This window comes from Herbaspirillum sp. C7C8, assembly GCF_022627875.1.
GTDB lineage: Bacteria > Pseudomonadota > Gammaproteobacteria > Burkholderiales > Burkholderiaceae_D > Herbaspirillum.
The window spans coordinates 81408-106185 of sequence record NZ_JABXGG010000009.1 but is presented as its reverse complement, the minus strand read 5'-3'; the positions used below and the strand labels follow the sequence as shown (position 1 = coordinate 106185).

Below are 24778 nucleotides of genomic sequence, written 5' to 3'. Positions count from 1 at the left end.
TTTAGCCGGACCTGGCCGGATTCTTCTGGAGCGTCCCTGCGCGGCGTGCGCCGCGTCCCTCCGGGGAAATTCGACAACTTCAGCACAGCCCGCCCGACCTCGGCAAGACTGGCATTGACTTCAGCAACAACGCGAAAGGGACGTGCGATGGCTGCGCCACAGCGCAACATCGACGCCCCCGTCACCCATTCTGTAAAAAGCGGCAGCTGTGCCCCCGCCGCGGCGGCGAAGGCTGGTACCGCAGGACCAGCAAGGACATGGGACCACCCTGCCGTCACCCGGAGATCTCCACGATGCGACCGAAGTCCTTGCCGAACTTGGCCTGGTATTCGGCCATTTTCTGCATGCGTTCCTGCACCCGGGTACGATCCTTGACCTCGCCGGCCAGTTGACCGCAGGCGGCATCGATGTCATCGCCACGGGTCTTGCGGATGGTGGTCACGATGCCCGCATCCATGAGGATCTGCGCAAACGCCTTGATGCGCGGATTGTGCGAGCGCTTCAAGCCCGACTCGGGAAAAGGGTTGAAGGGAATCAGGTTGAACTTGCAGGGGATGGCGGTCTCGCCTTCCTTCACCAACGCGACCAGTTCGCGGGCATGGGTGTCGGTGTCGTTGACGCCATCGAGCATGCAGTACTCGAAGGTGATGAAGTCGCGCGGCGCGAATTCCAGATAGCGCTTGCAGGCCAGCATCAGCTCGCGCAGCGGATGCTTGCGGTTCAGCGGAATGAGCGAGTCGCGCAGCGCATCGTTGGACGCGTGCAGCGAGACGGCCAGCGCCACCGGACATTCTTGCGACAGCTTGTCGATCATCGGCACCACGCCGCTGGTGGACAGCGTCACGCGGCGGCGCGACAGGCCATAGGCATTGTCGTCCAGCATCAGGCGCAAGGCCGTCACGGTCGGATCGAAGTTGAGCAGCGGCTCGCCCATGCCCATCATCACCACATTGGTGATCTGGCGCTCGCCCTTGGGGCCACCTTCGATGCCCTTGGTCTTGCGCAATTCGAATTCCGCCATCCACAACTGGCCGATGATTTCGGCCACGGTGAGATTGCGATTGAAGCCCTGCTTGCCGGTGGAGCAGAAGCGGCAATTCACGGCACAGCCCGCCTGCGTCGATACGCACAGCGTGCCGCGGTTTTCTTCAGGAATGAACACGGTTTCCACCGCATTGCCCTGGCCCACGTCGACCAGCCACTTGCGTGTGCCGTCGGTGGAGGTATGGTCGCTGATGATGGCCGGCGCACGGACTTCGGCGCGGGTCTTGAGCTTGTCGCGCAGCGATTTGGCCAGATCGGTCATCTGATCGAAATCAGACACGCCGAACTGGTGTATCCAACGCTGCAACTGCTTTGCACGAAACGGCTTCTCACCCAACTCGCCGCAGTAGGCGACGAGTTGCGCGGGATCCATATCCAGCAGATTGGTGAGAGCTGTAGTCATGATGCTTGCGGTCGGGACCAGGACAGAAAGACGTTGCAGGGATTGCGACGCCGGTTTTTGCCCCAGCCCGGAAGACCGATGGAAAACAGGAACAGATTAACGCGAATAAACGTTCAGTGCCGGGAAGAAGTAGCTGATTTCGACCTTGGCGGTTTCTTCAGCGTCCGAACCGTGCACGGCGTTGGCATCGATGGAGTCGGCGAAGTCGGCGCGGATGGTGCCCTTTTCAGCCTTCTTCGGATCGGTCGCGCCCATCAGGTCGCGGTTCTTCAGGATGGCGCCTTCGCCTTCCAGCACCTGGATCATCACCGGGCCGGAGACCATGAAGTCCACCAGATCCTTGAAGAAGGGGCGCTCGCGGTGCACGGCGTAGAAGCCTTCTGCTTCAGCGCGCGACAGTTGTGCCATGCGGGCAGCGATGACCTTCAGGCCAGCGTTTTCGAAACGGGTGTAGATCTGGCCGATCACGTTCTTGGCGACGGCGTCGGGCTTGATAATCGACAGGGTGCGTTCAATTGCCATGAGAAAAACTCCAATAAAAATAATGGCTTAAAGCCAAGAATTGATAATTCAATGAACCTTGTATTTTAGCATGAAACCATCAAATATCATGTCAATTCACCTCCTTTGACGCTGCCTGCGGGCAATGATGCACCACCGCAGGCGACCACGCGCGGGAACCGGGTTCATATAAAGTGCCCGCATCTCGAACCATAGCGAGGGAAGACTTGTCTTAGCAGTGAGCCGGCGTGCTATTCTCTGGCTCGCATTCAACGCTTTGGAGGACATATGAACCAACTGGACACGACCTTCGGCCACTCGACCACGAGCCTGGCCGCCCGCAACCGCGTACTGCGCAACACCTACTGGCTGCTGGCGCTGTCGATGATCCCGACCGTACTGGGCGCATGGCTGGGGGTGCAGATGCACTTGAACCTCTTTGCCGCCAGCCCGATGATCGGCTTCGTGCTGTTCCTGGCGATCGCCTTCGGCTTCTTCTTCGCCATCGAGAAGACCAAGAATTCCGGCTGGGGTGTGGCTTTCCTGCTGGGCTTCACCTTCTTCATGGGCCTGATGCTGTCACGCCTGATCGAATACACGCTGGGCTTCTCCAACGGTGCCGGCCTGATCATGACTGCCTTTGGCGGCACCGCCATCATCTTCTGCGGCATGGCCACCATCGCCACCGTTTCCAAGCGCGACTTCTCGGGCATGGGCAAGTGGCTCTTCGCCGGCGTGCTGGTGATCCTGGTCGCTTCGCTGGCCAACATCTTCCTGCATCTGCCGGCGCTGCAACTGACCATTTCAGTGGTCGCCATCGCCATCTTCTCGGCCTACATCCTGTTTGACGTGCAACAGGTCGTCAACGGCGGCGAAACCAACTACATCTCGGCAACGCTGGCCATCTACCTGGACGTCTACAACGTCTTTGCCAACCTGCTGTCCATCCTGGGCATCCTGGGCGGCAACCGCGACTGATAGCGCAAACATTGCTTCATCAGCAATAAAAATGCCGGCGAAAGCCGGCATTTTTTTCGTCTACAGCGGGGCGCTTACGCTGGCAAGTCGAACACGGCAATGGATTCCACATGCGCCGTATGCGGGAACATGTTGACCACGCCCGCGTACTTGAGAGCATAGCCACCCAGATGTACCAGCATGCCGGCGTCACGTGCCAGTGTTGCCGGGTTGCAGGAGACATAGACGATGCGCTTGGGCTTCAGATGCTGCTGTTCGGGCGGCAATTCCACCAGCGCCTTGCAGACTTCCATGGCGCCTTCGCGCGGGGGGTCGATCAGCATGCGATCGAACTTGCCCAGCGCCACGAAGTCCTCGGGCTTGGCTTCAAACAGGTTGCGACAGTAGAAGCTGGTTTTGGCATCCACGCCATTGACCTTGGCATTGTCCAACGCGCGCTCGGTCAGCGCGGTGCTGCCTTCGATGCCGACCACTTCGCGCGCCAGGGTGGCGATGGGCAGGGTGAAGTTGCCCAGACCGCAGAACAGGTCCGCTACCCGGTCTTGCGGCTGCACATCCAGCAGGCGCAGGGCGCGCGCCACCAGTACGCGGTTGATCTGGTGATTGACCTGGGTGAAGTCGGTGGGCTTGAAGGGCATGCGGATGCCGAATTCAGGCAAGGTATATTGCAGGCGCGACTCGGCCGGATAGTAAGGCGCTGCCGTATCAGGCCCCTTGGTCTGCAGCCACCACTCGATCTTGTGCTCGTCGGCGAAGCGCTTGAGCAGGGTTTCATCGGCCGGGCTCAACGCCTCCATGATGCGCAACACCAGGACGGTGACCTTGTTGCCTTCATCGCCCTCACCGACGGCCAGCTCGATCTGCGGCATACGGTCACGAATAGACAGTCCTGCCACCAGTTCACGCAGCGGCACCAGCATGGCTGAGACATTGGGCGGCAGGATTTCGCAAGTCTTCATATCGGCGATGAAGGACGAGCGTTTCTCATGGAAGCCCACCAGCACCCCACCCTTCTTGGCCACGTGGCGCACCGAAATGCGGGCGCGATAGCGATACCCCCAGGTCGGCCCGTAGATGGGGCGCAACATCACCTCGGCCTTGGTCTTGCCAAGGTGCCAGAGGTTGTCTTCCAGCACGCGCTGCTTCATGGCGACCTGGGCCGACGGCTCCAGATGCTGCATGGCGCAGCCGCCGCAGGTGCCGAAATAGTCACATCTGGGTTTCACGCGCAGCGAAGACTCGCGGTGCAGCGTGGTCATCACACCCGCTTCCCACTTGGCTTTCTTGCGATAGGATTCGAAACTGACCCGTTCGCCCGGCAGCGCGCCTTCGACGAAAATGACCTTGCCTTGCGTGCCATCCTCGTTCTCGAGGTGACCAACGCCGCGCCCGTCCATGTCGAGCGACTTGATTTCAATGATGATGTCTTGTTGCATGAGGGAAACCACAGGGTAGGACCGAAGCCCGCTGCCGAAAACAAAAGCGGTATTGTCCGCGATCCGGGAGCGGGAGGGAAGCAGCAAGCGCATCCGGCCAATGCCGGCGCACAGAAATCCACTGCAATGAAGGAATGCGGCCTAGAACAGCGCGTCGCGACTGACACCACGCGAAGTCAGCAGGCGCTTGAGCTTGACCAGAGCCTCCTGCTGCACCTGGCGCACACGCTCACGCGTGATACCCATTTCGCCGGCAAGTTGCTCCAGCGTGGAAGGATCGTCGTTGTCCAGCCCGAAACGCCGGGCTACCACGACACGTTGCTTTTCCGACAAACTTTTCAGCCATTCGCGGATCAGCAAGGCCATTTCCTGGCTCTCGGCGCGGGTGTCGGGATGTTCTTCGACGGCGCTGGGCAACAGGTCCATGAGACTGGCCTGCGGGTCGTTGTCCAGCGGGGTATCCAGCGAGGCGGCATGCTCGGACAGCGCCAGCACATCCTGTACCTCTTCCACCGGACGGTCGACCAGGTGCGCGATGTCTTCCGCACTGGCGTCTCTTCCGTCACGTTGTTGCGCTTCCAGATGATATTTTGCGCGCAGGATCTGGTTCAGCTCGCGCACCATGTGCACCGGAAGCCGCACGGTACGGGCCTGATTCATGATGGCGCGCTCGATGCTCTGGCGTATCCACCAGGTGGCATAGGTGGAGAAGCGGAAACCGCGCTCGGGCTCGAACTTGTCGATGGCGCGCATGAGACCAAGATTGCCTTCTTCAATCAGGTCAAGCAGTGCCACGCCCCGATTGATGTAGTGCTTGGCGATCGACACCACCAGCCGCAGGTTGTGCTCGATCATTTTCTGGCGGGCCAGGAATTCACCGGCCTTGGCCCGGGTGGCGAAGTGCAGCTCCTCGGCCGCCGTCAGCAGGGGCTTGGCGCCGATCTTGTTGAGGTAATGCTGGGTGGTGTCGGTGGAGAGCTCGGCGGCGAGCACCTTCTTGAGCTCGTCCACGCCCTCGGCGGGGGCCGGTTCCCGGGGCTGGTCAGCAGCATCGCCGTCGATCACTTCCGGCTCTTCGATCTCCTCGATGGGATCGTCCATGTCCTCTTCATGAGGATCCTGGTCTGGCAAGTGATCGCGGCGATTGCTTGTCATACGCTAGCGTGGCGGTAAGTATTTGGAAGGATCAACAGGTTTGCCCTGTTGGCGGATCTCAAAATGCAGTTTCACGCTGTCGCTGTCGGATTTGCCCATTTCAGCGATCTTCTGGCCCTTGGTCACGGACTGGCCCTCCTTGACCAGAATGGTCTTGTTGTGCGCGTACGCCGACAGCAGGTTGTTGGTGTGTTTGATGATCACCAGGTTGCCATAGCCGCGAATGCCGCTGCCGGCATACATGACCTTGCCCCCGGCAGCCGCCAGCACAGCCTGACCATCCTTGCCGGCGATGTCCACGCCCTTCTTGCCACCCTCGAAGGTGCCGACCACCTTGCCTTCGGCTGGCCACATCCAGGAGACACCTTCATCATCCACAGTCGCAGGCTGGCTGGCCGCGGCCGGCTTTTCGGCCGCATGCGACGCTTCCGGCTTGGCTGCGGTCGCCGGGGCGGCTGTGGCCGGTGCCGCATCGGGCTTCTCCAGTTCGGCCAGGGCGCTCTCCGAATAGGCGCGCTTGTCACCCCGCGGACCGGTCTTGTTGCCGCCCGGGGCCATCGGCGCAGCTGCCGGCGCGGCAGTGCCAGGCGCCCCCAGCGGCTTGACGTCCAAGCCCGCCCCCGGTGCGGCAGCAACCGCAGCGGTCTGGACCGGCCCGGTGCGATCCGGCGGCGCCACGCGCAACACCTGATCGACCTTGATGTCATTCGGATTGGTCAGGTTATTCCAGGCGACGATGTCGCGCCAGTTCTGCCCGACGTCCAAAGCGATGCGATAGAGCGTATCGCCCTTCTTGACCGTGTAGTAGCCACGTCCAGACGGAACCGGCACGGCCGGAGCGCTCACGGCGTCAGCCGGCCTGGCGGTGCTGCTGGTGCGATCGACCACCGGTGCCGGCTGCTGATTCGGTGTCGAGCCGCAGGCGGCCAGCAGACTGACGACACTGCCCAATACAGCCAAACGAATTTTCTTCATGCTCTTACGTTAGATTTTGTACGACGCTAGTTGACAAGCAGCCAGCGCCAGAAGTTCACCAGGGAAATGCGGCCCCCTCGCCTGCCCATCCGCTCTCTTCATCGACCCGCGGCTTGGATGCTTGTGCTTGTTGCCGCCCGTTCCCTGTTCGATGATACGTGGCGGACCTGATCTCCGCCGGTACTGCGCATTGCGTTCTGCGTTCTGCGTTCTACGTTCGCCGACACTCCCGAGATCACACCGTTCCCGGGCGCAACGGCACGAAATGGCACTGCTCCAGGGTAGTACGGCGCCAGTCGCGCTGGCCGACACGTTCAATCAGTTCCAGCACCTGCTGGCGTTCGCCCACGGGTGCCACCAGCCGGCCGCCAATGGCCAGCTGTTCCAGCAGGGCCTGCGGCACTTCCAGTCCGGCCGCCGCGAGGATGATGCCATCGAAAGGCGCAACCTGCGGCAGGCCAAGCATACCATCTCCGTAATGCAAGCGGAGGTTTGCCACGCGCAAGGGACGCAGATTGGTCTTGGCCAGTTCATGCAGGGGCTTGATGCGCTCGATGGAATACACCTCGCCCGCCACGCGCGAGAGCACGGCGGCCTGGTAGCCGCAGCCGGTACCGATCTCCAGCACCCGGTCCAGACGTCCGCCATGGCGGTTCTGGCGCATCAGCTCGATCATGCGCGCCACGATGTAGGGCTGCGAAATGGTCTGATGATGGCCGATGGGCAAAGACGCATCGATATACGCCTGGCTGGCCAGACCGGGCTCCACGAACATGTGGCGCGGCACCGCCTCCAGCGCCGCCAGCACCTTGGCATCGGCCACCCCCTGCTTGGCCACGCGCGCGACCATGGCCTTGCGCACCGCCTCGGAGGCCAGCGGAGAAGCGTGGTGCGAGGCATTGGTCTGGGTCACCGTCATCACGTTCCGGACCGCGGTGCGCGGCGCCGGCGCCGCACTCAGCAATGGCTGGGTCGGCGCCACCGGCGCGCGCGGCGGTGCCGGCGGCGGGCGCAGCGCCTGGGCCAGGCCCTGCTGCACCGGCTTCAAGGCGGCACGCTGCAAAGACTGGGCGGCATTCTTGGCCGCCGTCTGCGTGGTGGCCGGGGTACGGCCAGCCGCGTCCCGGCCGGCACCGGCGGTCTTCTTCTTGTCGACCACCGAGGACAGGCTCAGCGGAAAGCGGCTGGGCTTGTCGTTCATGCAAGCGCTTTCTTGAGGTTGTCCAGTTGTGCAGTATGGGTGAGATCGATCTGCAGCGGCGTGATGGACACATAGCCGTTGGCAGTGGCATGGAAATCGGTGCCCTCGCCGCCATCCTTGGCCGCCCCCGCCGGTCCGATCCAGTACAGGTCACGGCCGTACGGATCGGTCAGCTTGTGGACCGGCTCGGACATGTGGCGCTTGCCCAGGCGCGTGGCCACGCTGCCCTTGATCTGCGCGTACGGCAGGTTGGGAATGTTGACGTTGAGCAGGTAAGGCTTGGGCAGGCTGTCGAAGCGGCGCTCCACGATCTCGCGAGCGATGCGCGCGGCCGACGCCAGTTCGCCCCAGCCCTTGTGCAGTTGCGAAAACGCAATGGAGGGGATGCCGAACAGGAAGCCCTCGGTCGCCGCCGCCACCGTACCGGAATAGAGCGTATCGTCGCCCATGTTCTGCCCCTGGTTGATGCCGGAGACGATCAGGTCGGGACGCTCCTTCAACAGTCCGGTGAGGGCCACGTGGACGCAGTCCGAAGGCGTGCCGTTGAGGTAGTAGAAGCCGTTGGGGGCCTGCTCCACCCACAGCGGACGATCCAGCGTCAGGGAGTTGGAGCTGCCCGAGCGATTGCTGTCGGGCGCCACCACGGTGATATCGGCGATCGGTGCAAGCGCCTCGGCCAGGGCATTGATGCCGGGCGCAAGGTAGCCGTCGTCGTTGCTGATGAGGATTTTCATGGGCTGAATTTTAACCGAAGCCGAGCCTTGGGCAGACCCTCTTGCCGACATTCTCATCCCCCGCGCACCCTCTATTCCTGCATGGTCAGTTCCTGATAGACATAGGCCGACAGCACCAGCTTGTCGCGCACCGTCAGTTGCGCAAATTCCACCCCGTACTGATGGAAATCGGCCTCACCCAGCGATTCTACCGCCCGCAACACCACCGGAAGCTCCAGCGGCAATTGCTGGTCCGCCACCGAAGCCACGAAGCGCAGCTTGCCCGTCACGCCCTTCTTTGCCGCCACCTTGCCGGAGAGCGAGGTCGCCACCAGCGAGGCGCCGGCCAGGCTCAGGTCGATCACGCTGGCCGCCAGCGGCTGGCTGCCATCCACCGCCAGGTAACCTTCCGCGCCAACGGGCACGCGGGTAGCCTGACGGATCACAGTGGAACGGACTTCCCTGGGCAGGGAAAGATGCAGGTAGACGAACGGTGTGTGCTGATACTTCAGCAGTTGCGCCGCAAAGGCATAGGCACGGCGACCGGTCAGAGCGCGCACGACAAAGGCCTGCCCCTCGCGCAGGAAGATCTGCTTGCCCTCCTTTTGCGGTGCCGTGACCAGGATGCTGCGGTTGGGCAGGCAACCCACCAGCGAGACCGCATGGCGCTGGCCGACATCATCGGCAAACTGCAGCCAGAGCGTATCTCCGATCTGCCAGCGCACTTCGTCCAGGGTAATCACGCTTTCCTGGCCGCGCACCGCCGCCGAGGGCTTCAGAGGCTTCTTGCCGCCCTGCTTCTTGCGCAGCACGTCACGTGCCTGCGGCAGCCGAACCGATTCCGTATCCGGCTCGGCAATCCAGTTGGCATTGCGATACAGACCATTCTCGATCAGGCCGGCCAGTTGGTCCGGAGTATCGATCAGGGTGCCCCGTGCCAGCAGCAGCTTGCCGGCTTCGTTGTAGATCGGCCAGGGCGCAGGACGGCCCAGAGCCAGTTCGGAGGCGCGCACCGGCACCAGCGAGGTGTGGTCCGCCATGTCAAGCCTCCGCCGCAGCGTCCTCGCCGCCAGCCGCAGCCGCCCGGCGCGCATCCTCTTCGCGGAAGAAGGCCTGCACCACCTCCAGTTCGCGCGTGCGCTTGAAGGGGGGCAGGCTCTGCCAGATGCGACGACCATAATTCTTGGTAATGATGCGCGGGTCGCAGATCATCAGCACGCCACGATCGCCCTCATCACGGATCAGGCGGCCAGCGCCCTGCTTGAGGTTGATGATGGCGGCCGGCAGTTGATGGTGCACGAAACCGTTCAAACCCTGCTTTTCCATCTCGCTGATGCGTGCAGCCAGCACCGGATCATCCGGCGGCGAGAACGGCAGCTTGTCGATGATCACCAGCGAGAGCGCATCTCCGCGCACGTCCACGCCTTCCCAGAAGCTCTGGCTGCCGATCAGCACGCCATTGCCCGCCGCACGGAAACGGTCGAGCAACTCCGTGCGACCGGCCTCGCCCTGCACGAACAGCGGGAAGTCGTGACCACGCGCAGCGAACTCGGTACGCAGTCGCTCGGCGGCGCGATTGACCGCGCGCAGGGTGGTGCACAGGAAGAAGCAGCGACCACCGGCGGCCTCGATGGTGGGCAGCGCGGCATCGATCACCGCATCCGTGTACTCAAAGGAATTGGGCTGCGGCAGGTTCTGCGGCACGTACAGAAGGCCCTGCTCGCCATAATTGAAGGGACTGGGCCAGGATTGCGCAGGCGCATTCCACAAGCCCATCTGGGCGGCATAGTGATTGAAATCTTTCTTCACTGCCAGCGTCGCGGAAGTGAATATCCATGAGCGTGGCGTACCCTCGCGCTGCTTGTTGAAGATGGGCGCGATGGACAGTGGTGTACGGTGCAGCTGCAGCGAGGACTGGAAGGCTTCCACCCACAGCACGTAAAAGGGTTTCTGGGCCGGCGGCTCTTCCTGCTCCTCGCCCGCTGCCTCCCGCTTGTTGTCGGCGGGCTTGGCCGCTGCCTTGGCGGCGGCTTCGGCCTGGATCTTGGCCAGCTCGTCGGGCGTCCCCCAGTTCTCCAGCTGGCGCAGCAATTCATTGGCGCGGTCACGGCATTGCTCGATGGTCTCGGCACGCTCGGCCTGTTTTTCCAGCACGGCGATCATGTCGTCCATGCAGTCTTTCAGGGTATCGAGCGCGGGGAAGAAGGCGCTGGAGGGAGCGATCTGGTTCAGCGCCAGCCGTACGGATTCTTCCGGGAAGGCCAGCCGCAGATCCCGCGCCGCCCGCTCCACCGGCGCCACCAGGCGCGCCCAGTCGGCGCCGTCGCGGGCGTGCGACAGGCCTTCGGCCAACACGTCGCGGCACAGTTCCAGAATCTGCGAGGTGGAAATGGTTTCGCCGAAGAACAGCGTGGCGGTATCGGGCAACTGATGCGCCTCGTCGAAGATGACGGTGTTGGCCGAGGGCAGCAGTTCGGCGATGCCGGTGTCCTTGAGCGCCACATCGGCAAAGAACAGGTGATGGTTGACCACCACCACGTCGGCCTGCTGCGCTTCCTTGCGCGCCTTCATCACGAAGCAGTCCTGGTAGTACTGGCATTCGGCGCCAAAGCAGGTATCGCGGGTGGAGGTCACCAGATTCCATACCGAGGCCGTCTCGGGCACCTTGGTCAGCTCGGCCTTGTCACCGGACGAGGTGGATTTGACGAAGCGCGAGATCTCGCGCAGGTAACCGACATCCTCGCGTGCGGTCAGGCGACCGTTCTGCAGTGTGCGCTCCAGATGGAAATGGCAGACGTAGTTGCTGCGCCCCTTGAGCAGTGCCACAGAGACCGGTGCATGCAAGGCCTTGCGCACGGTCGGGATATCGCGATTGAAAAGCTGATCCTGCAGCGTCTTGGTGCCGGTGGAGACGATGGTCTTGCCGCCCCACAGCAGCGCAGGGACCAGGTAGGCAAAGGTCTTGCCGGTACCGGTACCGGCCTCGGCGATCAGCGTACCCTGGCTGGTGATGGCCGCGGCGATGGCCTTGGCCATTTCGGTCTGGGCATGACGCGGACGGTAGCTGCCGACGGCACCACCGAGGGGACCACCAGCACCGAAGAGGCGCTCGACCTCGGCATCATGGATGCCAGGTGCGTCGGGATTGGTACCCTCGGTCTCGGCGGGAACGGTGCGGGCGCGGCTGTCGGCCATGTCGGCGGGGGCGTCTGGAGCTGTCACTGCGGCAAACCTGTAGGAAAACACGTGCGGCGCAGGCATCGGTGACGCCGGCGCAACTTGCACGTCATTGGGAACAAGGCGCTATTTTACGCGGAGTCGGCAGCGCGCCCCTGACTGGCATGAAAGATCCGTGCCATCGCGCTTGAGAATTCGTGAGCGACGCCTGCACAGGCAGGCGGACAACGGGATTCAGGCGGGGATATCGGGTACCAGCTGCATCTTCAGCAGCGCGATGTGGTCCTTCAATTGCAGTTTGCGCTTCTTGAGGCGGCGCAGTTGCAGGTCCTCGGAACGGGCATCGCGGGTGAGCATGTCGATCACGCTATCGAGATCACGGTGCTCGACTTCGAGTTCGATGATGCGGCGCTGGATGTCTTCGCGATGCGTACTGGTCATGATGGCGGCTGGTTGCTGATGTGCTTGCTAGTGTAATGCACCCGCCGGTACACGCCAAATCGACGTGTACGGCGGAAGAAAAGTCCAGCCGCCAAGCGGCTTGCCTGCTTACTTGGCGACGGGCTGCTGCGATTGCTGCTGTTGCTGTTGCTGATCCAGTTGCTGTTGCTGCTTCTGCTTGCGCTCGGCACGTTCCCGCTCGTTCTCGGCCTTCTTGCGCTCTACTTCCAGGCGATGCTCCTCGGCTTGCTGGATGCGGCGCTGGCGTTCAGCGGCGTTGGCCGCACGGGCCGGTGCGCGCGCGGCTTCCTCGGCCTTCTGGCGCTGTACCTCGGCCTCATGCTGACGCACGCGGTAATCGGCGGGTACATCCTTGCTCTGGTCGATCCGCTGCTGCACTTCGCTGTTCTTGGCGCGGCTTTCCTTGACCTTGCGGGCGGAATCGGCCTCCTTCTGCTTCTGCTCGGCCAGACGACGGGCGGAATCCTCCTCGTCCTTGGCGCGCTGCTCGGCCAGCGAACGATCACGGTCATCTACTGCGGCCTGGCGCTGGAAGACCTTGGCCTCGTATTCCACGGCCTTGATGCCCTTGTCGGTCAGACGCTTGCGGTCACGCGCGGCTTCCAGGCAGTCCGAGACCAGGAACTTGGGATAGCAGGCACGCTGGTCGAGGATGTAGCGCAGCTCGGCCGCCTGGCGATCCTCAGCCGCTTCCTCCAGCGCTTTCTGGGCCAGCTCGTCCGACTTGATGGACCCCGCAGGGTAACGCTGCGCGATGGGCGGACGCGCTTCCAGTTCGTCGAAGCGTTCACGGCTCATCGTCGCTACCGGTGCCGCCGCCGGGGATACCGGGCTCGCCTGGGTCTGCGCCGGTTGCACGCCCGCAGCGGCCTGGGTCGATGCCTGCCCTTGCGCCATGGTGGCACCAGCGACCAGGGTCAGCATCAGGCCGCACAGGGAAGAGGTAACGCCTTTGGCATCGGCAAAAAGACCTTGCATGGATTTCTTGTTCATCAGATGGTTGTTCAGGAGAGGCTGTCGGCAATCGTGCGGCGATCCGCATCCAGGTATTCCTTCGACTGCATCTCAATGATACGTGAAACGGTGCGGTGGAATTCGTTGGAGAGCGTACCGACGGTGTAAAGCTCGTCCGGCTCCACGGCGGCCGACATGATCAGCTTGACCTTGTGATCATAGAAGACGTCGATCAGCCAGGTGAAGCGGCGCGCCTCCGAGGACATCGCCGCCGACATGCACGGAATGCCTGACAGGATCACGGTCTGGAAGCGGCTGGCCAGTTCCAGGTAATCGTTCTGCGAGCGCGGGCCACCGCACAGCGTGGCGAAGTCGAACCAGATCACACTGCCCGCACGGCGCAGGGCGCGGATCTCCCGGGCTTCGATATGTACGCGCGGATCTTCGTCGGCGGCTTCGGCGACGGCGGCAAAGGCGCTGCGCAATTCTTCATCGGTCTTGGCATTCAACGGGGTGTGATACACCTTCACCTGCTCCAGTACCCGCTTGCGGTAGTCGATGCCGGCGTCGATATTCATGACGTCCAGCTTGTCCTTGAGCAATGCAATGGTGGGCAGCATGCGGTCGCGATGCAGGCCATCCGGGTAGAGCGTGCTCGGCTCGTAGTTGGAGGTCATCACGAACGACACGCCATGGTCGAACAGGCCCTTCAACAGGTTGTAGAGGATCATCGCATCGGCGATGTCGGAGACGTGGAATTCGTCGAAACAGATCAGGCGATACTTCTTGGCGATGCGCTTGGCGACTTCATCGAGGGGATCGGAAATCCCCTTCAATTCATCAAGCTGGCGATGCACGTCGCGCATGAATTCATGGAAGTGCAGGCGCGTCTTGCGCACCACCGGCACCACGGAATAAAAGCTGTCCATCAGGAAGGACTTGCCGCGCCCTACCCCACCCCACATGTAGACACCGCGCGGCACCGCAGGCCGGCTGATCAGGCGCTTGAAGGCGGAGGCGCGCTGGGCCTTGTAAGCGACCCATTCCTCATAGGCGCGCTGCAGGCGCTCGATGGCGCGCAGTTGCGCCTCATCGGATTGATAACCGCGCTGGGACAGCGACTGTTCGTAGAATTGACGGACATCCATGGTGTGGTCTTGTAAAACGACAATGGGCGAGCCAGGCTCGCCCATTCGGTTGACATCTCAATGCGCACTATGCGGGCAACTCAAACCTGGCCATGCTGGCAGGCATGAGCGACCCGTATTGTCGCACTGATCGCGCATCAGAAGTTCAGTGCGCGCTTGTCGACGGCCAGAGCCGCTTCCTTGGTCGCTTCGGACAGCGAGGGGTGAGCGTGGCAGATACGGGCGATGTCTTCCGACGAAGCACGGAATTCCATCGCCACCACGGCTTCGGAGATCAGCTCGGAAGCCATCGGGCCGACGATGTGCACACCCAGGATTTCATCGGTCTTGGCATCGGCCAGGAACTTCACCATACCCGAAGTATCACCCAGCGCACGGGCGCGACCATTGGCCAGGAACGGGAAGGTACCGGCCTTGTACTGCACGCCTTCGGCCTTCAATTGCTGCTCGGTCTTGCCGACCCAGGCGATTTCCGGCGAGGTGTAGATGACCCAGGGAATGGTGTTGAAGTTGACGTGACCATGCTGGCCAGCGATACGCTCGGCCACGGCAACGCCTTCTTCTTCCGCCTTGTGGGCCAGCATCGGGCCGCGCACCACGTCACCCACCGCCCACACGTTGGGCAGGTTGGTCTTGCAGTCGCCGTCCACGGCGATGAAGCCGCGCTCGTCCAGCTTCAGGCCCACGCCTTCGGCGTTCAGGCCAATGGTGTTGGGGGTACGGCCGATCGAGATGATCAGCTTGTCGAATTCGCCGGTATGGGCTTCGCCCTTGGCATCGGTGTATTCGACGGAAACGCTGTTCTTGCCGGCCTTGATGGTGCCGATCTTCACACCCAGGTTCACGGCCAGGCCTTGCTTGGTCAGCAGCTTCTGGGCTTCCTTGGCGATCTGTTCATCCACCGCACCCAGGAAGGTCGGCAGTGCTTCCAGCACGGTCACTTCCGCGCCCAGGCGACGCCAGACCGAACCCATTTCCAGGCCGATCACGCCGGCACCGATCACGCCCAGCTTCTTCGGCACTTCGGTGATGGACAGTGCACCGGTGTTGGAGAGGATCAGCTTTTCGTCGAACTCGGCGCCCGGCAGTGCACGGGCGTTCGAACCGGTGGCCACGATCACGTGCTTGGCAGTGATGGTTTCTTCGGCAGCACCGGCGACCTTGATCTCGTAGCCATTGGCATCGCCCTTGACGAAGGAGCCACGGCCGTGGAAGAAGGTGACCTTGTTCTTCTTGAACAGGTACAGGATGCCGTCGTTGTTCTGCTTGACCACGGTGTTCTTGCGACCCAGCATCTTTTCCAGGTTCAGGCCCAGGCCCTTGACTTCGATGCCGTGCTCGGCGAAGCCGTGGCTGGCGTGCTCATAGTGTTCGGAGGATTGCAGCAGCGCCTTGGAGGGGATGCAGCCGACGTTGGTGCAGGTGCCGCCCGGTGCGGGGCCGCCCTTTTCATTCTTCCATTCGTCGATGCAGGCGGTGTTGAAGCCCAGTTGCGCTGCGCGGATGGCGGCGATGTAACCGCCGGGGCCGCCACCGATGACGACTACGTCAAAATTCTTGCTCATGTGTGTATTCCTGATTCGTTGTGCGCATCCGCTCTGATCTCTTGGTCCGAAGCGGATGCAAAAAGGCGCTGAATGCCTGGGGGCCGTTCAGCGCCTCGCTCACGCCGTGATGGCCGGTTGCTTACAGATCCAGCAGCAGGCGTGCCGGATCTTCCAGTGCTTCCTTGATCGCGACCAGCGACAGGACGGCTTCGCGGCCGTCGATGATGCGGTGGTCATAGGACAGCGCGAAGTAGTTGATCGGACGGACCACGACCTGGCCGTTTTCAACCACAGCACGTTCCTTGGTGGCGTGGATGCCCAGGATCGCCGATTGCGGCGGGTTGATGATCGGGGTCGACAGCATGGAACCGAAGGTACCGCCGTTGGAGACGGTGAAGGTACCGCCCGACAGTTCTTCGATGGACAGCTTGCCGTCCTTGGCCTTCTGGCCGAATTCACCGATCTTCTTCTCGATGTCGGCAATCGACATCTGGTCCGCATCACGCAGGATGGGCACCACCAGGCCGCGCGGCGAACCGACGGCCACACCGATGTCGAAGTAGCCGTGGTAGACGATGTCATTGCCATCGACCGAGGCGTTGACGATCGGGTACTTCTTCAGGGCATGCACGACTGCCTTGACGAAGAAGGACATGAAGCCCAGCTTGACGCCGTGTTCCTTCTCGAACTTGTCCTTGTACTTGTTGCGCAGGTCGATGACCGGCTGCATGTTGACTTCGTTGAAGGTGGTCAGGATGGCGTTGGTCGATTGCGACTGGACCAGACGCTCGGCCACGCGGGCACGCAGGCGGCTCATCGGCACGCGCTGTTCCGGACGGCTTTCCAGACCGGCCTTGACCGGTGCGGCCACTTGCGCCAGGGCCGGCTTGGCGGCAGCAGCAGGTGCAGCGGCAGGCGCCGACAGGGCGCCCAGCACGTCGCCCTTGGTCACGCGGCCATCCTTGCCGGTGCCGGTGACTTGCGAGGTCGACAGGTTGTTGTCGGCCAGCAGCTTGGCAGCGGCGGGCATGGCGACATCGCCCTTGGAAGCCAGCTCGGGAGCGGCAACCGGAGTCGGTTCGTTGGTGGCTTGGGGAGCGGGAGCGGCCTTGACTTCGGTCGGGGCCACTTGGGCGGATGCGTCGGTGTCCAGGATGGCGATCACTTCACCGGCCACGACGGTGGCGCCGTCGGCCTTGATGATCTGGGTGATCACGCCGGCGTCCGGCGAGGGCAGTTCCAGCACGACCTTGTCGGTCTCGATGTCGATCAGGTTTTCGTCACGGGCGACGGGTTCGCCAACCTTCTTGTGCCATTGCAGCAGGGTCGCTTCGGCGACGGATTCCGACAACTGCGGGACTTTTACTTCGATTTGAGCCATTTTCAGGATTCTCCGATTTTCGGGTGATTTCGTTCTTATGGAAACAGGGACGCACTGCCCTCGCAGCGCGTCCCGTTTGCATCGATGATTACTTGGTCAGCACAAAGCCCTTGAGCTTGGCGAAGGCGGTTTCGATCAGTGCCTTTTGCTGTGCGTAGTGCTTGTCGTAGTAACCGACGGCCGGCGAGGCGCTGGCCGGGCGGCCTGCATAGGCCAGCTTCTGACCTTCGGAGAGATTCTCGAAGATGTTGTGCTGGATCTGCAGCCAGGCGCCCTGGTTCTGCGGCTCATCCTGTGCCCACACCAGTTCGTTGAAGTTGGGGAACTGCTTCAACGCGGCCGCGAAGGCCTTGTGCGGGAACGGATACAGCTGCTCGACGCGGATGATGGCGGTATCGGTCTGGCCGCGTTCCTTGCGGGCGTTGACCAGGTCGTAGTACACCTTGCCCGAGCAGGCGACGATGCGCTTGACCTTCTTGGCGTCGATGGTTTCGTCGACTTCCGGGATCACGGTCTGGAACGAACCCTTGGCCAGGTCGGACAGGGGCGAACCGGCATCCTTGTTACGCAGCAGCGACTTCGGGGTCATGATGATCAGCGGCTTGCGGAACAGGCGGATCATCTGGCGGCGCAGCAGGTGGAAGATCTGCGCAGCGGTGGTGGGCTGCACGACCTGCATGTTGTTGTCGGCGCACAGCTGGAGGTAACGCTCGATACGTGCCGAGGAGTGTTCCGGACCCTGGCCTTCGTAGCCGTGGGGCAGCATCTGCACCAGACCCGAGGCACGGCCCCACTTCACTTCGCCGGAGCTGATGAACTGGTCCATCACGACCTGGGCACCGTTGGCGAAGTCGCCGAACTGGGCTTCCCAGATGGTCAGGGTGTTCGGTTCAGCAGTCGAGTAGCCGTATTCGAAGGCCAGCACGGCTTCTTCGGACAGCACCGAGTCGATCACGGTGAAGGTGGACTGGTTCTCGGCCACGTTCTGCAGCGGGATGAAGGTACCGGCATCCCAACGCTCGCGGTTCTGGTCGTGCAGCACCGCGTGACGGTGGGTGAAGGTGCCACGGCCGGCATCCTGACCGGTCAGGCGCACGGCATAGCCGGAGGAGACCAGGCTGGCGTAGGCCAGGTGTTCGCCCATGCCCCAGTCCAGGTTCATTTCACCACGACCCATGGCGGCGCGGTCGTTCAAGACCTTCTCGACCAGCGAGTGCACCTTGAAGCCTTCCGGCACGGTGGTGATCTTGGTGGCCAGGCGCTTCAGTTCCGCCATCGGCACGGCGGTTTCGGCGGCGTCGGTCCACTTGCGGTTCAGGAACGGCAGCCAGTCGACGGCGTACTTGCTCTTGAAGTTGGTCAGCACCGGATCGATGGCGTGCTTGCCGGCGTCCATCGCAGCGCGGTAGGCCTTGACCAGCTCTTCGCCGCCATCGGCGGGGATGGTCTGCTGGGTCACCAGCTTGTCGGCGTAGAGCTTCCGGGTGCCGGGGTGTTGGGCGATCTTCTTGTACATCAGCGGCTGGGTCAGAGCAGGGGTATCTTGCTCGTTGTGGCCCAGCTTGCGGAAGCAGATGATGTCAACCACGATGTCCTTCTTGAACTTCATGCGGTAGTCGACAGCGATCTGGGTGGCGAACACGACGGCTTCCGGATCATCGCCGTTGACGTGCAGCACCGGGGCTTCGATCATCTTGACCACGTCCGAGCAGTACAGGGTCGAACGGGAGTCGCGCGGGTCGGAAGTGGTGAAACCGATCTGGTTGTTGATGACGATGTGAACGGTGCCGCCCGTGCCGTAGCCACGGGTCTGTGCCAGGTTCAGGGTTTCCATCACCACGCCTTGACCAGCGAAGGCGGCGTCGCCGTGCACCAGGATCGGCAGCACTTGCGAACCATCCTTGTCGCCGCGGCGATCCATACGGGCCTTGACCGAACCTTCGACCACCGGGTTGACGATTTCCAGGTGGGACGGGTTGAAGGCCAGCGACAGGTGGACCGGGCCGCCAGGGGTCGACACGTCCGAGGAGAAACCTTGGTGGTACTTGACGTCACCGGCCGGCAGGTCGTCAGCGTGGCGACCTTCGAATTCGGAGAACAATTCCTGCGGGGTCTTGCCCAGGATGTTGACCAGCACGTTCAGACGGCCGCGGTGGGCCATGCCGATCACGATTTCCTGCACGCCCTTTTCACCGGCGCGCTGGATGGTTTCATCCAGGGAGGCGATGAAGGACTCGCCGCCTTCCAGCGAGAAGCGCTTCTGGCCGACGTACTTGGTATGGAGGTAGCGCTCCAGGCCTTCTGCAGCGGTCAGGCGCTCCAGGATGTGCTTCTTCTTGTCGGAGGAGAAGCTGGGCACGGCACGGGTCGGTTCCAGGCGCTCTTCCAGCCAGCGCACTTCCGACATGTCGGAAATGTAGGTGAACTCGGCACCGATGGAGCGCGTGTAGGTGTCGCGCAGCATCTGCAGCAGGTCGCGCAGGGAGGCGGTTTCCGGGCCGAAGTAGGTGTTGTTGATGTTGAACACGATGTCCATGTCGGCATCGGTGAAGCCGTAGAAGGAGGGATCGAGTTCGGGGATGTTGGGGCGTTCCTGGCGTTGCAGCGGGTCCAGGTTGGCGAAACGGGAACCGAGGTCACGGTAGCCGGCGATCAACTGGGTAACAGCGACGCGCTTGCGGCCCATGTCGGAGTCGGCGGAAGCGATGACGGTGCGGATCGGGCCTTGCTTGGCACGTTCGGCGAAGGAAGCGATCACCGGAGCGTGGGCCACGTCAGGACGGGTGGAGCCGTCGGTAGCGGGAACGTGTTGCACGGCGTCGAAGTATGCACGCCAGTTGTCGGGGACGGAGCCGGGATTGTTCAGGTAGGCTTCGTACAGTTCTTCGATGTACGGAGCATTCCCACCGAACAGGTAGGAGTTGATGTTGTATTGCTCGTAGAGCTTTGTCATTTGCTCACCTTTCTTCGCGCTTCGCGAGATTAGCGGGTTTCTACACCTTCCGCGACACGGCCTGACCGGTTAGCGGATTGCATCAAGTTGTGGGGGAAGGACCTTGTCTACCTGAACTTCTGTACGTCATCCAGTCAGCGCATCGGAATTATATCTCCTAATATCAAATAAAAAAGCGAATCCTAAGGGATTCGCTTTTTTATTTGAAACCTGAAGCAAAAGGCGTTTCCGCCCACCAACGCCGGCCCGCAAAGCCTTGCTGCGCGGGCCCCGCTTCCCTCCCCCATCACTCCCGGGAGACGGGAAGCACAGCGCTGGAGCCGCCTTTGTTGTCCGGCCGACAAGGCAGACGGACAACATCCGGCGATCAGCGCTTGTCGATCGGGGGAACGTCGCGACGCGGCGAGCCGACGAACAGCTGACGCGGACGGCCGATCTTCTGTTCCGGATCCGAGATCATTTCGTTCCACTGGGCGATCCAGCCGATGGTACGGGCCATGGCGAAGATACAGGTGAACATCGAGGTCGGGATACCCAGGGCGCGCTGCACGATGCCGGAGTAGAAGTCGACGTTCGGGTACAGCTTGCGGGAGACGAAGTAGTCGTCTTCCAGGGCGATCTTTTCCAGCTCCATGGCCAGCTTGAACAGCGGGTCGTCGTGCAGGCCCAGTTCGTTCAGGACTTCGTAGCAGGTTTCGCGCATCAGCTTGGCACGCGGGTCGTAGTTCTTGTAGACGCGGTGACCGAAGCCCATCAGCTTCACGCCGGAGTTCTTGTCCTTCACCTGCTTGATGAACTCGGGGATGTTTTCCACGGAGCCGATCTGTTCCAGCATGTTCAGTGCGGCTTCGTTGGCACCGCCGTGGGCAGGACCCCACAGGCAGGCGATACCGGCGGCGATACAGGCGAACGGGTTGGCACCGGAGGAGCCGGCCAGACGCACGGTCGAGGTCGAAGCGTTCTGCTCGTGGTCGGCGTGCAGGATCAGGATGCGGTCCAGTGCGCGCACCAGGACTTCGTTGACCTGATACTCTTCGCACGGATTGGCGAACATCATGCGCATGAAGTTGGCCGTGTAGGACAGGTCATTGCGCGGGTACACGAAGGGCTGGCCGATGCTGTACTTGTAAGCCATCGCCACCAGGGTCGGCAGCTTGGCGATCATGCGGATGGCCGAGACTTCGCGGTGGTTGGCATTGGAGATGTCCAGCGAGTCGTGGTAGAAGGCCGACAGCGCGCCCACCGAGCCGGTCAGCACCGCCATCGGGTGCGCATCGCGGCGGAAGCCACGGAAGAAGAAGTTCATCTGCTCGTGCACCATGGTGTGCTGGGTCACGGTCTTGACGAATTCTTCCTTCTGGGTGGTATTGGGCAGTTCACCGTGCAGCAGCAGGTAGCAGGATTCCAGGAAGTCGCAGTTCACTGCCAGCTGTTCGATCGGATAGCCGCGGTACAGCAGCTCGCCCTTGTCGCCATCGATGTAGGTGATGGACGAGTTGCAGGAAGCGGTGGACATGAAGCCCGGGTCATAGGTGAACTTGCCGGTAGCGCCGTAGAGCTTGCGGATATCGATCACATCAGGGCCGATGCTGCCCTTGTAGATAGGAAAATCTACGGACGGAGAGCCGTCGGAGAACGACAGGGTAGCTTTGATATCGGTATTGGACATAGCTTTTCCTTTTGCTGGGATGGTGAAACCGTTAATCAAACGCCGCGACCGCAAGCCGGGCGGCATCGTCGTTCTTCAGATGCGCCGGGTGGCGAGTGGAAACAGGCCGCGATCGGGCAAAATCGGTCTGGCTTGTGGCCAGGCGCAATATTCGTGCAACAGTCAGGCAGTACGCAGTTTCTTCAGCAACGCATGCACTTGGGGCAGGTCAACCGCCGCTTCGGGCTCCTTGCGGGCCAGCAGCAAGTCCATCAGGTCGTTGTCGGTCAGGTCCATCAGGCGCGAGAAGGCATCGACCTCGTCGTCGCTCATCTGCGCCTCGTTGGCGTCGAGATAGCGGGTGAGGATCAGATCGTTCTCCAGCAGCCCGCGCCGCGCACGCCAGCGCAGTCGCGCCCGCTTGGCCGGATCATCCTGGTGACGCTGTTCAGTCATGAACTCGCTCATTTCTAGTCTTTCCATTCACTTCAACCGGACCAAAACCGAAGGAACCGGTCGGGGAAGCCGCTTGCAGCCCGGCTCCCCCTTGCTGCCGCCCGCCATGGACGGCGGGTCTGGCAGGCATCACACCGATCCGGCTTACACCGAACGGCGCACCATCAGTTCCTTGATCTTGCCGATGGCCTTGTTGGGGTTCAGACCCTTGGGGCAGACATCGACGCAGTTCATGATGGAACGGCAACGGAACAGGCGGTACGGGTCTTCCAGGTTGTCCAGGCGCGCGCCGGTGGCTTCGTCGCGGCTGTCGGCGATGAAGCGGTAGGCTTGCAGCAGGCCAGCCGGGCCGACGAACTTGTCCGGGTTCCACCAGAACGACGGGCAGGAGGTCGAGCAGCAGGCGCACAGGATGCACTCGTAGACGCCGTCGAGTTCTTCACGCTGTTCGGGCGACTGCAGACGTTCCTTCTCGGGCGGAATGCTGTCGTTGATCAGGTAGGGCTTGATCGAATCGTACTGCTTGAAGAAGTTCGTCATATCGACGATCAGGTCGCGGATCACCGGCAGGCCAGGCAGCGGCTTCAGAACGATGGGCTCAGTCAGTTCGTTCAGGTTGGTGATGCAGGCCAGGCCGTTCTTGCCGTTGATGTTCATGGCGTCGGAACCGCACACGCCTTCACGGCAGGAGCGGCGCAGCGCCAGGGAATCGTCGACGTCGGACTTGATGCGTTGCAGGGCGTCCAGCAGCATCTTGTCGGTGGGCTTCAGTTCCACCGTCAGGTCCTGCATGTACGGCTTGTCGTCCTTGTCCGGATCGTAACGATAGATCTTGAATTTCAGGGTGCGAGTCATGTTGCGACCTCTTAGAAAGTACGTGCTTTAGGTTTGAAAGTCTCGACGGTCAGCGGCTGCATGTTGACCGGCTTGTAGTCGAGACGATTCCCCTCGGAGAACCACAGCGTGTGCTTGAGCCAGTTCACGTCGTCGCGCTGCTCGTAATCGCTGTGCGCGTGGGCGCCGCGCGATTCCTTGCGAGCCGCTGCCGAGGTGATGGTGGCCTTGGCCGTTTCGATCAGGTTGTCCAGTTCCAGCGCTTCCACGCGGGCGGTGTTGAAGACCTTGGACTTGTCCTTGAAGGAGACGTGCTTGCGGCGCTCGTCCAGCTCCATGATCTTGGTATAGCCTTCCTGCAGCAGGGCGTCGGTACGGAACACGCCGCAGTACTTCTGCATGGTGGCACGGATGTCGTTGGCCACGTCCTGCACGCGCTCGGAACCGGTGCTGCTTTCCAGGTGCGCAATACGTTCCAGCGAGCGGTCCAGGGCGCCGGCCGGGATCGGCTTGTGGCTCTGGTCCTGCAGGCGGCTGCCGACGATGTGGTTGCCGGCTGCGCGGCCGAAGACCACCAGGTCCAGCAGCGAGTTGGTACCCAGGCGGTTGGCGCCGTGCACCGACACGCAGGCGCATTCGCCGATGGCGTACATGCCCTGCACCACTTCCTTCATCGAACCACCCTTGGGCGCGACCACCTGGCCGTGGATGTTGGTGGGGATGCCACCCATCTGGTAGTGGATGGTCGGCACGACGGGGATCGGTTCCTTGGTCGCGTCGACGTTGGCGAACTTGTGGGCGATTTCCAGGATCGAGGGCAGGCGCTTCTTGATGGTATCGGCGCCGATGTGGCGCAGGTCCAGCAGCACGTGATCCTTGTGGGGACCGACGCCGCGGCCTTCCTTGATTTCCTGGTCCATCGAACGCGAGACGAAGTCACGCGGGGCCAGGTCCTTCAGGGTCGGCGCATAGCGCTCCATGAAGCGTTCGCCGTTGCTGTTGATCAGGATGCCGCCTTCGCCGCGCACGCCTTCGGTAATCAGCACGCCCGCGCCGGCCACGCCGGTCGGGTGGAACTGCCAGAATTCCATGTCCTGCAGCGGCAGGCCGGCACGTGCGGCCATGCCCATGCCGTCGCCGGTGTTGATGAAGGCATTGGTCGATGCCGCCCAGATACGGCCTGCACCGCCGGTGGCGAACAGGGTGGTCTTGGCGTGCAGCATCATGATTTCGCCGGTTTCCATTTCCAGCGCGACCACGCCGAGGACGTCGCCCTCTTCGTTACGGATCAGGTCCAGCGCCATCCACTCCACGAAGAAGTGGGTCTTGGCGCGCACGTTGCGCTGGTACAGGGTGTGCAGCAGGGCGTGACCGGTACGGTCAGCCGCAGCACAGGCGCGCTGCACCGGCTTTTCGCCCAGGTTGGCGGTGTGGCCGCCGAACGGACGCTGGTAGATGGTGCCATCCGGGTTGCGGTCGAAGGGCATGCCGAAGTGTTCCAGCTCGTAGACGGCCTTCGGTGCTTCGCGGCACATGAATTCGATGGCGTCCTGGTCGCCCAGGTAGTCCGAACCCTTGACGGTGTCGAACATGTGCCAGTACCAGTTGTCTTCGGACATGTTGCCCAGCGAAGCGCCGATGCCGCCTTGGGCAGCCACGGTGTGCGAGCGGGTCGGGAAGACTTTGGACAGGACAGCAACGTTCAGGCCGGCTTCGGCCAGTTGCAGCGAGGCGCGCATGCCGGAGCCACCGGCGCCGACGATGACCGCGTCAAAGCGGCGGGTAGTGATGGCGGATTTGATTGCAGCCACG

At 62.3% G+C, this 24778-nt stretch carries 20 protein-coding genes; 1 reads left to right on the top strand and 19 read right to left on the bottom strand.

All coding sequences use genetic code 11. The features are described from left to right. Positions 1 to 274 precede the first annotated feature (274 nt). Entirely contained in the window at positions 275 to 1447 is a 1173-nt protein-coding gene (gene rlmN, locus HWE01_RS12600) for a dual-specificity RNA methyltransferase RlmN (RefSeq protein WP_241821977.1), read from the bottom strand. Positions 1448 to 1543: 96 nt separating this feature from the next. Continuing rightward, positions 1544 to 1969 (bottom strand): nucleoside-diphosphate kinase, encoded by a 426-nt coding sequence (ndk, locus tag HWE01_RS12595; RefSeq protein WP_008329884.1) that lies wholly within the window; start codon positions 1967 to 1969, stop codon positions 1544 to 1546. A 267-nt stretch (positions 1970 to 2236) separates the two neighbouring features. Here ndk and HWE01_RS12590 point away from each other — a divergent pair, with 267 nt between their 5' ends. Continuing rightward, the gene (locus HWE01_RS12590; protein WP_008329886.1) at positions 2237 to 2926 is read left to right on the top strand and encodes a Bax inhibitor-1/YccA family protein; all 690 of its coding nucleotides are present in this window, start codon (positions 2237 to 2239) and stop codon (positions 2924 to 2926) included. A 74-nt stretch (positions 2927 to 3000) separates the two neighbouring features. On the opposite strand, the gene rlmD is transcribed toward HWE01_RS12590, so the two are convergent. The 17 genes from rlmD to sdhA form a co-directional block, all read right to left on the bottom strand. Further along, entirely contained in the window at positions 3001 to 4362 is a 1362-nt protein-coding gene (gene rlmD / locus HWE01_RS12585; RefSeq protein WP_175344318.1) for a 23S rRNA (uracil(1939)-C(5))-methyltransferase RlmD, read from the bottom strand. Between the two features lie 141 nt (positions 4363 to 4503). Continuing rightward, entirely contained in the window at positions 4504 to 5517 is a 1014-nt protein-coding gene (rpoS, locus tag HWE01_RS12580) for an RNA polymerase sigma factor RpoS (protein WP_034350447.1), read from the bottom strand. A gap of 3 nt (positions 5518 to 5520) precedes the next feature. Then, positions 5521 to 6492, bottom strand: coding sequence for a peptidoglycan DD-metalloendopeptidase family protein (locus HWE01_RS12575; protein ID WP_241821976.1), 972 nt, complete (start codon positions 6490 to 6492; stop codon positions 5521 to 5523). Positions 6493 to 6727: 235 nt separating this feature from the next. Next, positions 6728 to 7693 (bottom strand): protein-L-isoaspartate(D-aspartate) O-methyltransferase, encoded by a 966-nt coding sequence (locus HWE01_RS12570; RefSeq protein WP_241821975.1) that lies wholly within the window; start codon positions 7691 to 7693, stop codon positions 6728 to 6730. Then, the gene (gene surE / locus HWE01_RS12565) at positions 7690 to 8427 is read right to left on the bottom strand and encodes a 5'/3'-nucleotidase SurE (protein WP_241821974.1); all 738 of its coding nucleotides are present in this window, start codon (positions 8425 to 8427) and stop codon (positions 7690 to 7692) included. The genes HWE01_RS12570 and surE overlap by 4 nt, the downstream gene beginning before the upstream one ends. A 71-nt stretch (positions 8428 to 8498) precedes the next feature. Further along, positions 8499 to 9446, bottom strand: a complete 948-nt coding sequence (locus tag HWE01_RS12560; protein WP_008329899.1) for a flagellar brake protein — start codon at positions 9444 to 9446, stop codon at positions 8499 to 8501. Between the two features lies 1 nt (position 9447). Continuing rightward, the gene (gene yoaA, locus HWE01_RS12555; protein WP_241822020.1) at positions 9448 to 11601 is read right to left on the bottom strand and encodes a DNA repair helicase YoaA; all 2154 of its coding nucleotides are present in this window, start codon (positions 11599 to 11601) and stop codon (positions 9448 to 9450) included. Positions 11602 to 11817: 216 nt separating this feature from the next. Then, positions 11818 to 12024: a YdcH family protein gene (locus HWE01_RS12550; protein WP_008329904.1), complete on the bottom strand. Its 207-nt coding sequence runs from the start codon at positions 12022 to 12024 to the stop codon at positions 11818 to 11820. 108 nt (positions 12025 to 12132) lie between these two features. Continuing rightward, on the bottom strand, positions 12133 to 13038 hold the full coding sequence (locus HWE01_RS12545; protein WP_008329906.1) for a hypothetical protein: 906 nt from the start codon (positions 13036 to 13038) through the stop codon (positions 12133 to 12135). An 11-nt stretch (positions 13039 to 13049) separates the two neighbouring features. Then, positions 13050 to 14147, bottom strand: a complete 1098-nt coding sequence (gene zapE, locus HWE01_RS12540; RefSeq protein WP_241821973.1) for a cell division protein ZapE — start codon at positions 14145 to 14147, stop codon at positions 13050 to 13052. Between the two features lie 137 nt (positions 14148 to 14284). Next, positions 14285 to 15712: a dihydrolipoyl dehydrogenase gene (gene lpdA, locus HWE01_RS12535; RefSeq protein WP_241821972.1), complete on the bottom strand. Its 1428-nt coding sequence runs from the start codon at positions 15710 to 15712 to the stop codon at positions 14285 to 14287. A gap of 121 nt (positions 15713 to 15833) precedes the next feature. Continuing rightward, on the bottom strand, positions 15834 to 17075 hold the full coding sequence (gene odhB / locus HWE01_RS12530) for a 2-oxoglutarate dehydrogenase complex dihydrolipoyllysine-residue succinyltransferase (protein WP_008329921.1): 1242 nt from the start codon (positions 17073 to 17075) through the stop codon (positions 15834 to 15836). Positions 17076 to 17163: 88 nt separating this feature from the next. Next, entirely contained in the window at positions 17164 to 20028 is a 2865-nt protein-coding gene (locus HWE01_RS12525; RefSeq protein ID WP_008329922.1) for a 2-oxoglutarate dehydrogenase E1 component, read from the bottom strand. Between the two features lie 367 nt (positions 20029 to 20395). Then, positions 20396 to 21697: a citrate synthase gene (gene gltA, locus HWE01_RS12520; RefSeq protein ID WP_008329923.1), complete on the bottom strand. Its 1302-nt coding sequence runs from the start codon at positions 21695 to 21697 to the stop codon at positions 20396 to 20398. A 162-nt stretch (positions 21698 to 21859) separates the two neighbouring features. Beyond that, on the bottom strand, positions 21860 to 22144 hold the full coding sequence (locus tag HWE01_RS12515; protein WP_008329929.1) for an FAD assembly factor SdhE: 285 nt from the start codon (positions 22142 to 22144) through the stop codon (positions 21860 to 21862). A 132-nt stretch (positions 22145 to 22276) separates the two neighbouring features. After that, the gene (locus tag HWE01_RS12510; protein ID WP_006463281.1) at positions 22277 to 22987 is read right to left on the bottom strand and encodes a succinate dehydrogenase iron-sulfur subunit; all 711 of its coding nucleotides are present in this window, start codon (positions 22985 to 22987) and stop codon (positions 22277 to 22279) included. Positions 22988 to 22998: 11 nt separating this feature from the next. Next, entirely contained in the window at positions 22999 to 24777 is a 1779-nt protein-coding gene (sdhA, locus tag HWE01_RS12505) for a succinate dehydrogenase flavoprotein subunit (protein ID WP_008329930.1), read from the bottom strand. Position 24778: the final 1 nt, after the last annotated feature.

What these genes read in the sequence shown, in the direction of transcription:
- HWE01_RS12550 (WP_008329904.1), bottom strand. Translation starts at nt 12,024, where the DNA reads ATGACCAGTACGCATCGCGAAGACATCCAGCGCCGCATCATCGAACTC.
- HWE01_RS12545 (WP_008329906.1), bottom strand. Translation starts at nt 13,038, where the DNA reads ATGAACAAGAAATCCATGCAAGGTCTTTTTGCCGATGCCAAAGGCGTT.
- zapE (WP_241821973.1), bottom strand. Translation starts at nt 14,147, where the DNA reads ATGGATGTCCGTCAATTCTACGAACAGTCGCTGTCCCAGCGCGGTTAT.
- HWE01_RS12590 (WP_008329886.1), top strand. Translation starts at nt 2,237, where the DNA reads ATGAACCAACTGGACACGACCTTCGGCCACTCGACCACGAGCCTGGCC.
- rlmD (WP_175344318.1), bottom strand. Translation starts at nt 4,362, where the DNA reads ATGCAACAAGACATCATCATTGAAATCAAGTCGCTCGACATGGACGGG.
- HWE01_RS12560 (WP_008329899.1), bottom strand. Translation starts at nt 9,446, where the DNA reads ATGGCGGACCACACCTCGCTGGTGCCGGTGCGCGCCTCCGAACTGGCT.
- rlmN (WP_241821977.1), bottom strand. Translation starts at nt 1,447, where the DNA reads ATGACTACAGCTCTCACCAATCTGCTGGATATGGATCCCGCGCAACTC.
- HWE01_RS12570 (WP_241821975.1), bottom strand. Translation starts at nt 7,693, where the DNA reads ATGAACGACAAGCCCAGCCGCTTTCCGCTGAGCCTGTCCTCGGTGGTC.
- odhB (WP_008329921.1), bottom strand. Translation starts at nt 17,075, where the DNA reads ATGGCTCAAATCGAAGTAAAAGTCCCGCAGTTGTCGGAATCCGTCGCC.
- yoaA (WP_241822020.1), bottom strand. Translation starts at nt 11,601, where the DNA reads ATGGCCGACAGCCGCGCCCGCACCGTTCCCGCCGAGACCGAGGGTACC.
- HWE01_RS12515 (WP_008329929.1), bottom strand. Translation starts at nt 22,144, where the DNA reads ATGAGCGAGTTCATGACTGAACAGCGTCACCAGGATGATCCGGCCAAG.
- ndk (WP_008329884.1), bottom strand. Translation starts at nt 1,969, where the DNA reads ATGGCAATTGAACGCACCCTGTCGATTATCAAGCCCGACGCCGTCGCC.
- surE (WP_241821974.1), bottom strand. Translation starts at nt 8,427, where the DNA reads ATGAAAATCCTCATCAGCAACGACGACGGCTACCTTGCGCCCGGCATC.
- HWE01_RS12575 (WP_241821976.1), bottom strand. Translation starts at nt 6,492, where the DNA reads ATGAAGAAAATTCGTTTGGCTGTATTGGGCAGTGTCGTCAGTCTGCTG.
- HWE01_RS12525 (WP_008329922.1), bottom strand. Translation starts at nt 20,028, where the DNA reads ATGACAAAGCTCTACGAGCAATACAACATCAACTCCTACCTGTTCGGT.
- gltA (WP_008329923.1), bottom strand. Translation starts at nt 21,697, where the DNA reads ATGTCCAATACCGATATCAAAGCTACCCTGTCGTTCTCCGACGGCTCT.
- rpoS (WP_034350447.1), bottom strand. Translation starts at nt 5,517, where the DNA reads ATGACAAGCAATCGCCGCGATCACTTGCCAGACCAGGATCCTCATGAA.
- HWE01_RS12510 (WP_006463281.1), bottom strand. Translation starts at nt 22,987, where the DNA reads ATGACTCGCACCCTGAAATTCAAGATCTATCGTTACGATCCGGACAAG.
- lpdA (WP_241821972.1), bottom strand. Translation starts at nt 15,712, where the DNA reads ATGAGCAAGAATTTTGACGTAGTCGTCATCGGTGGCGGCCCCGGCGGT.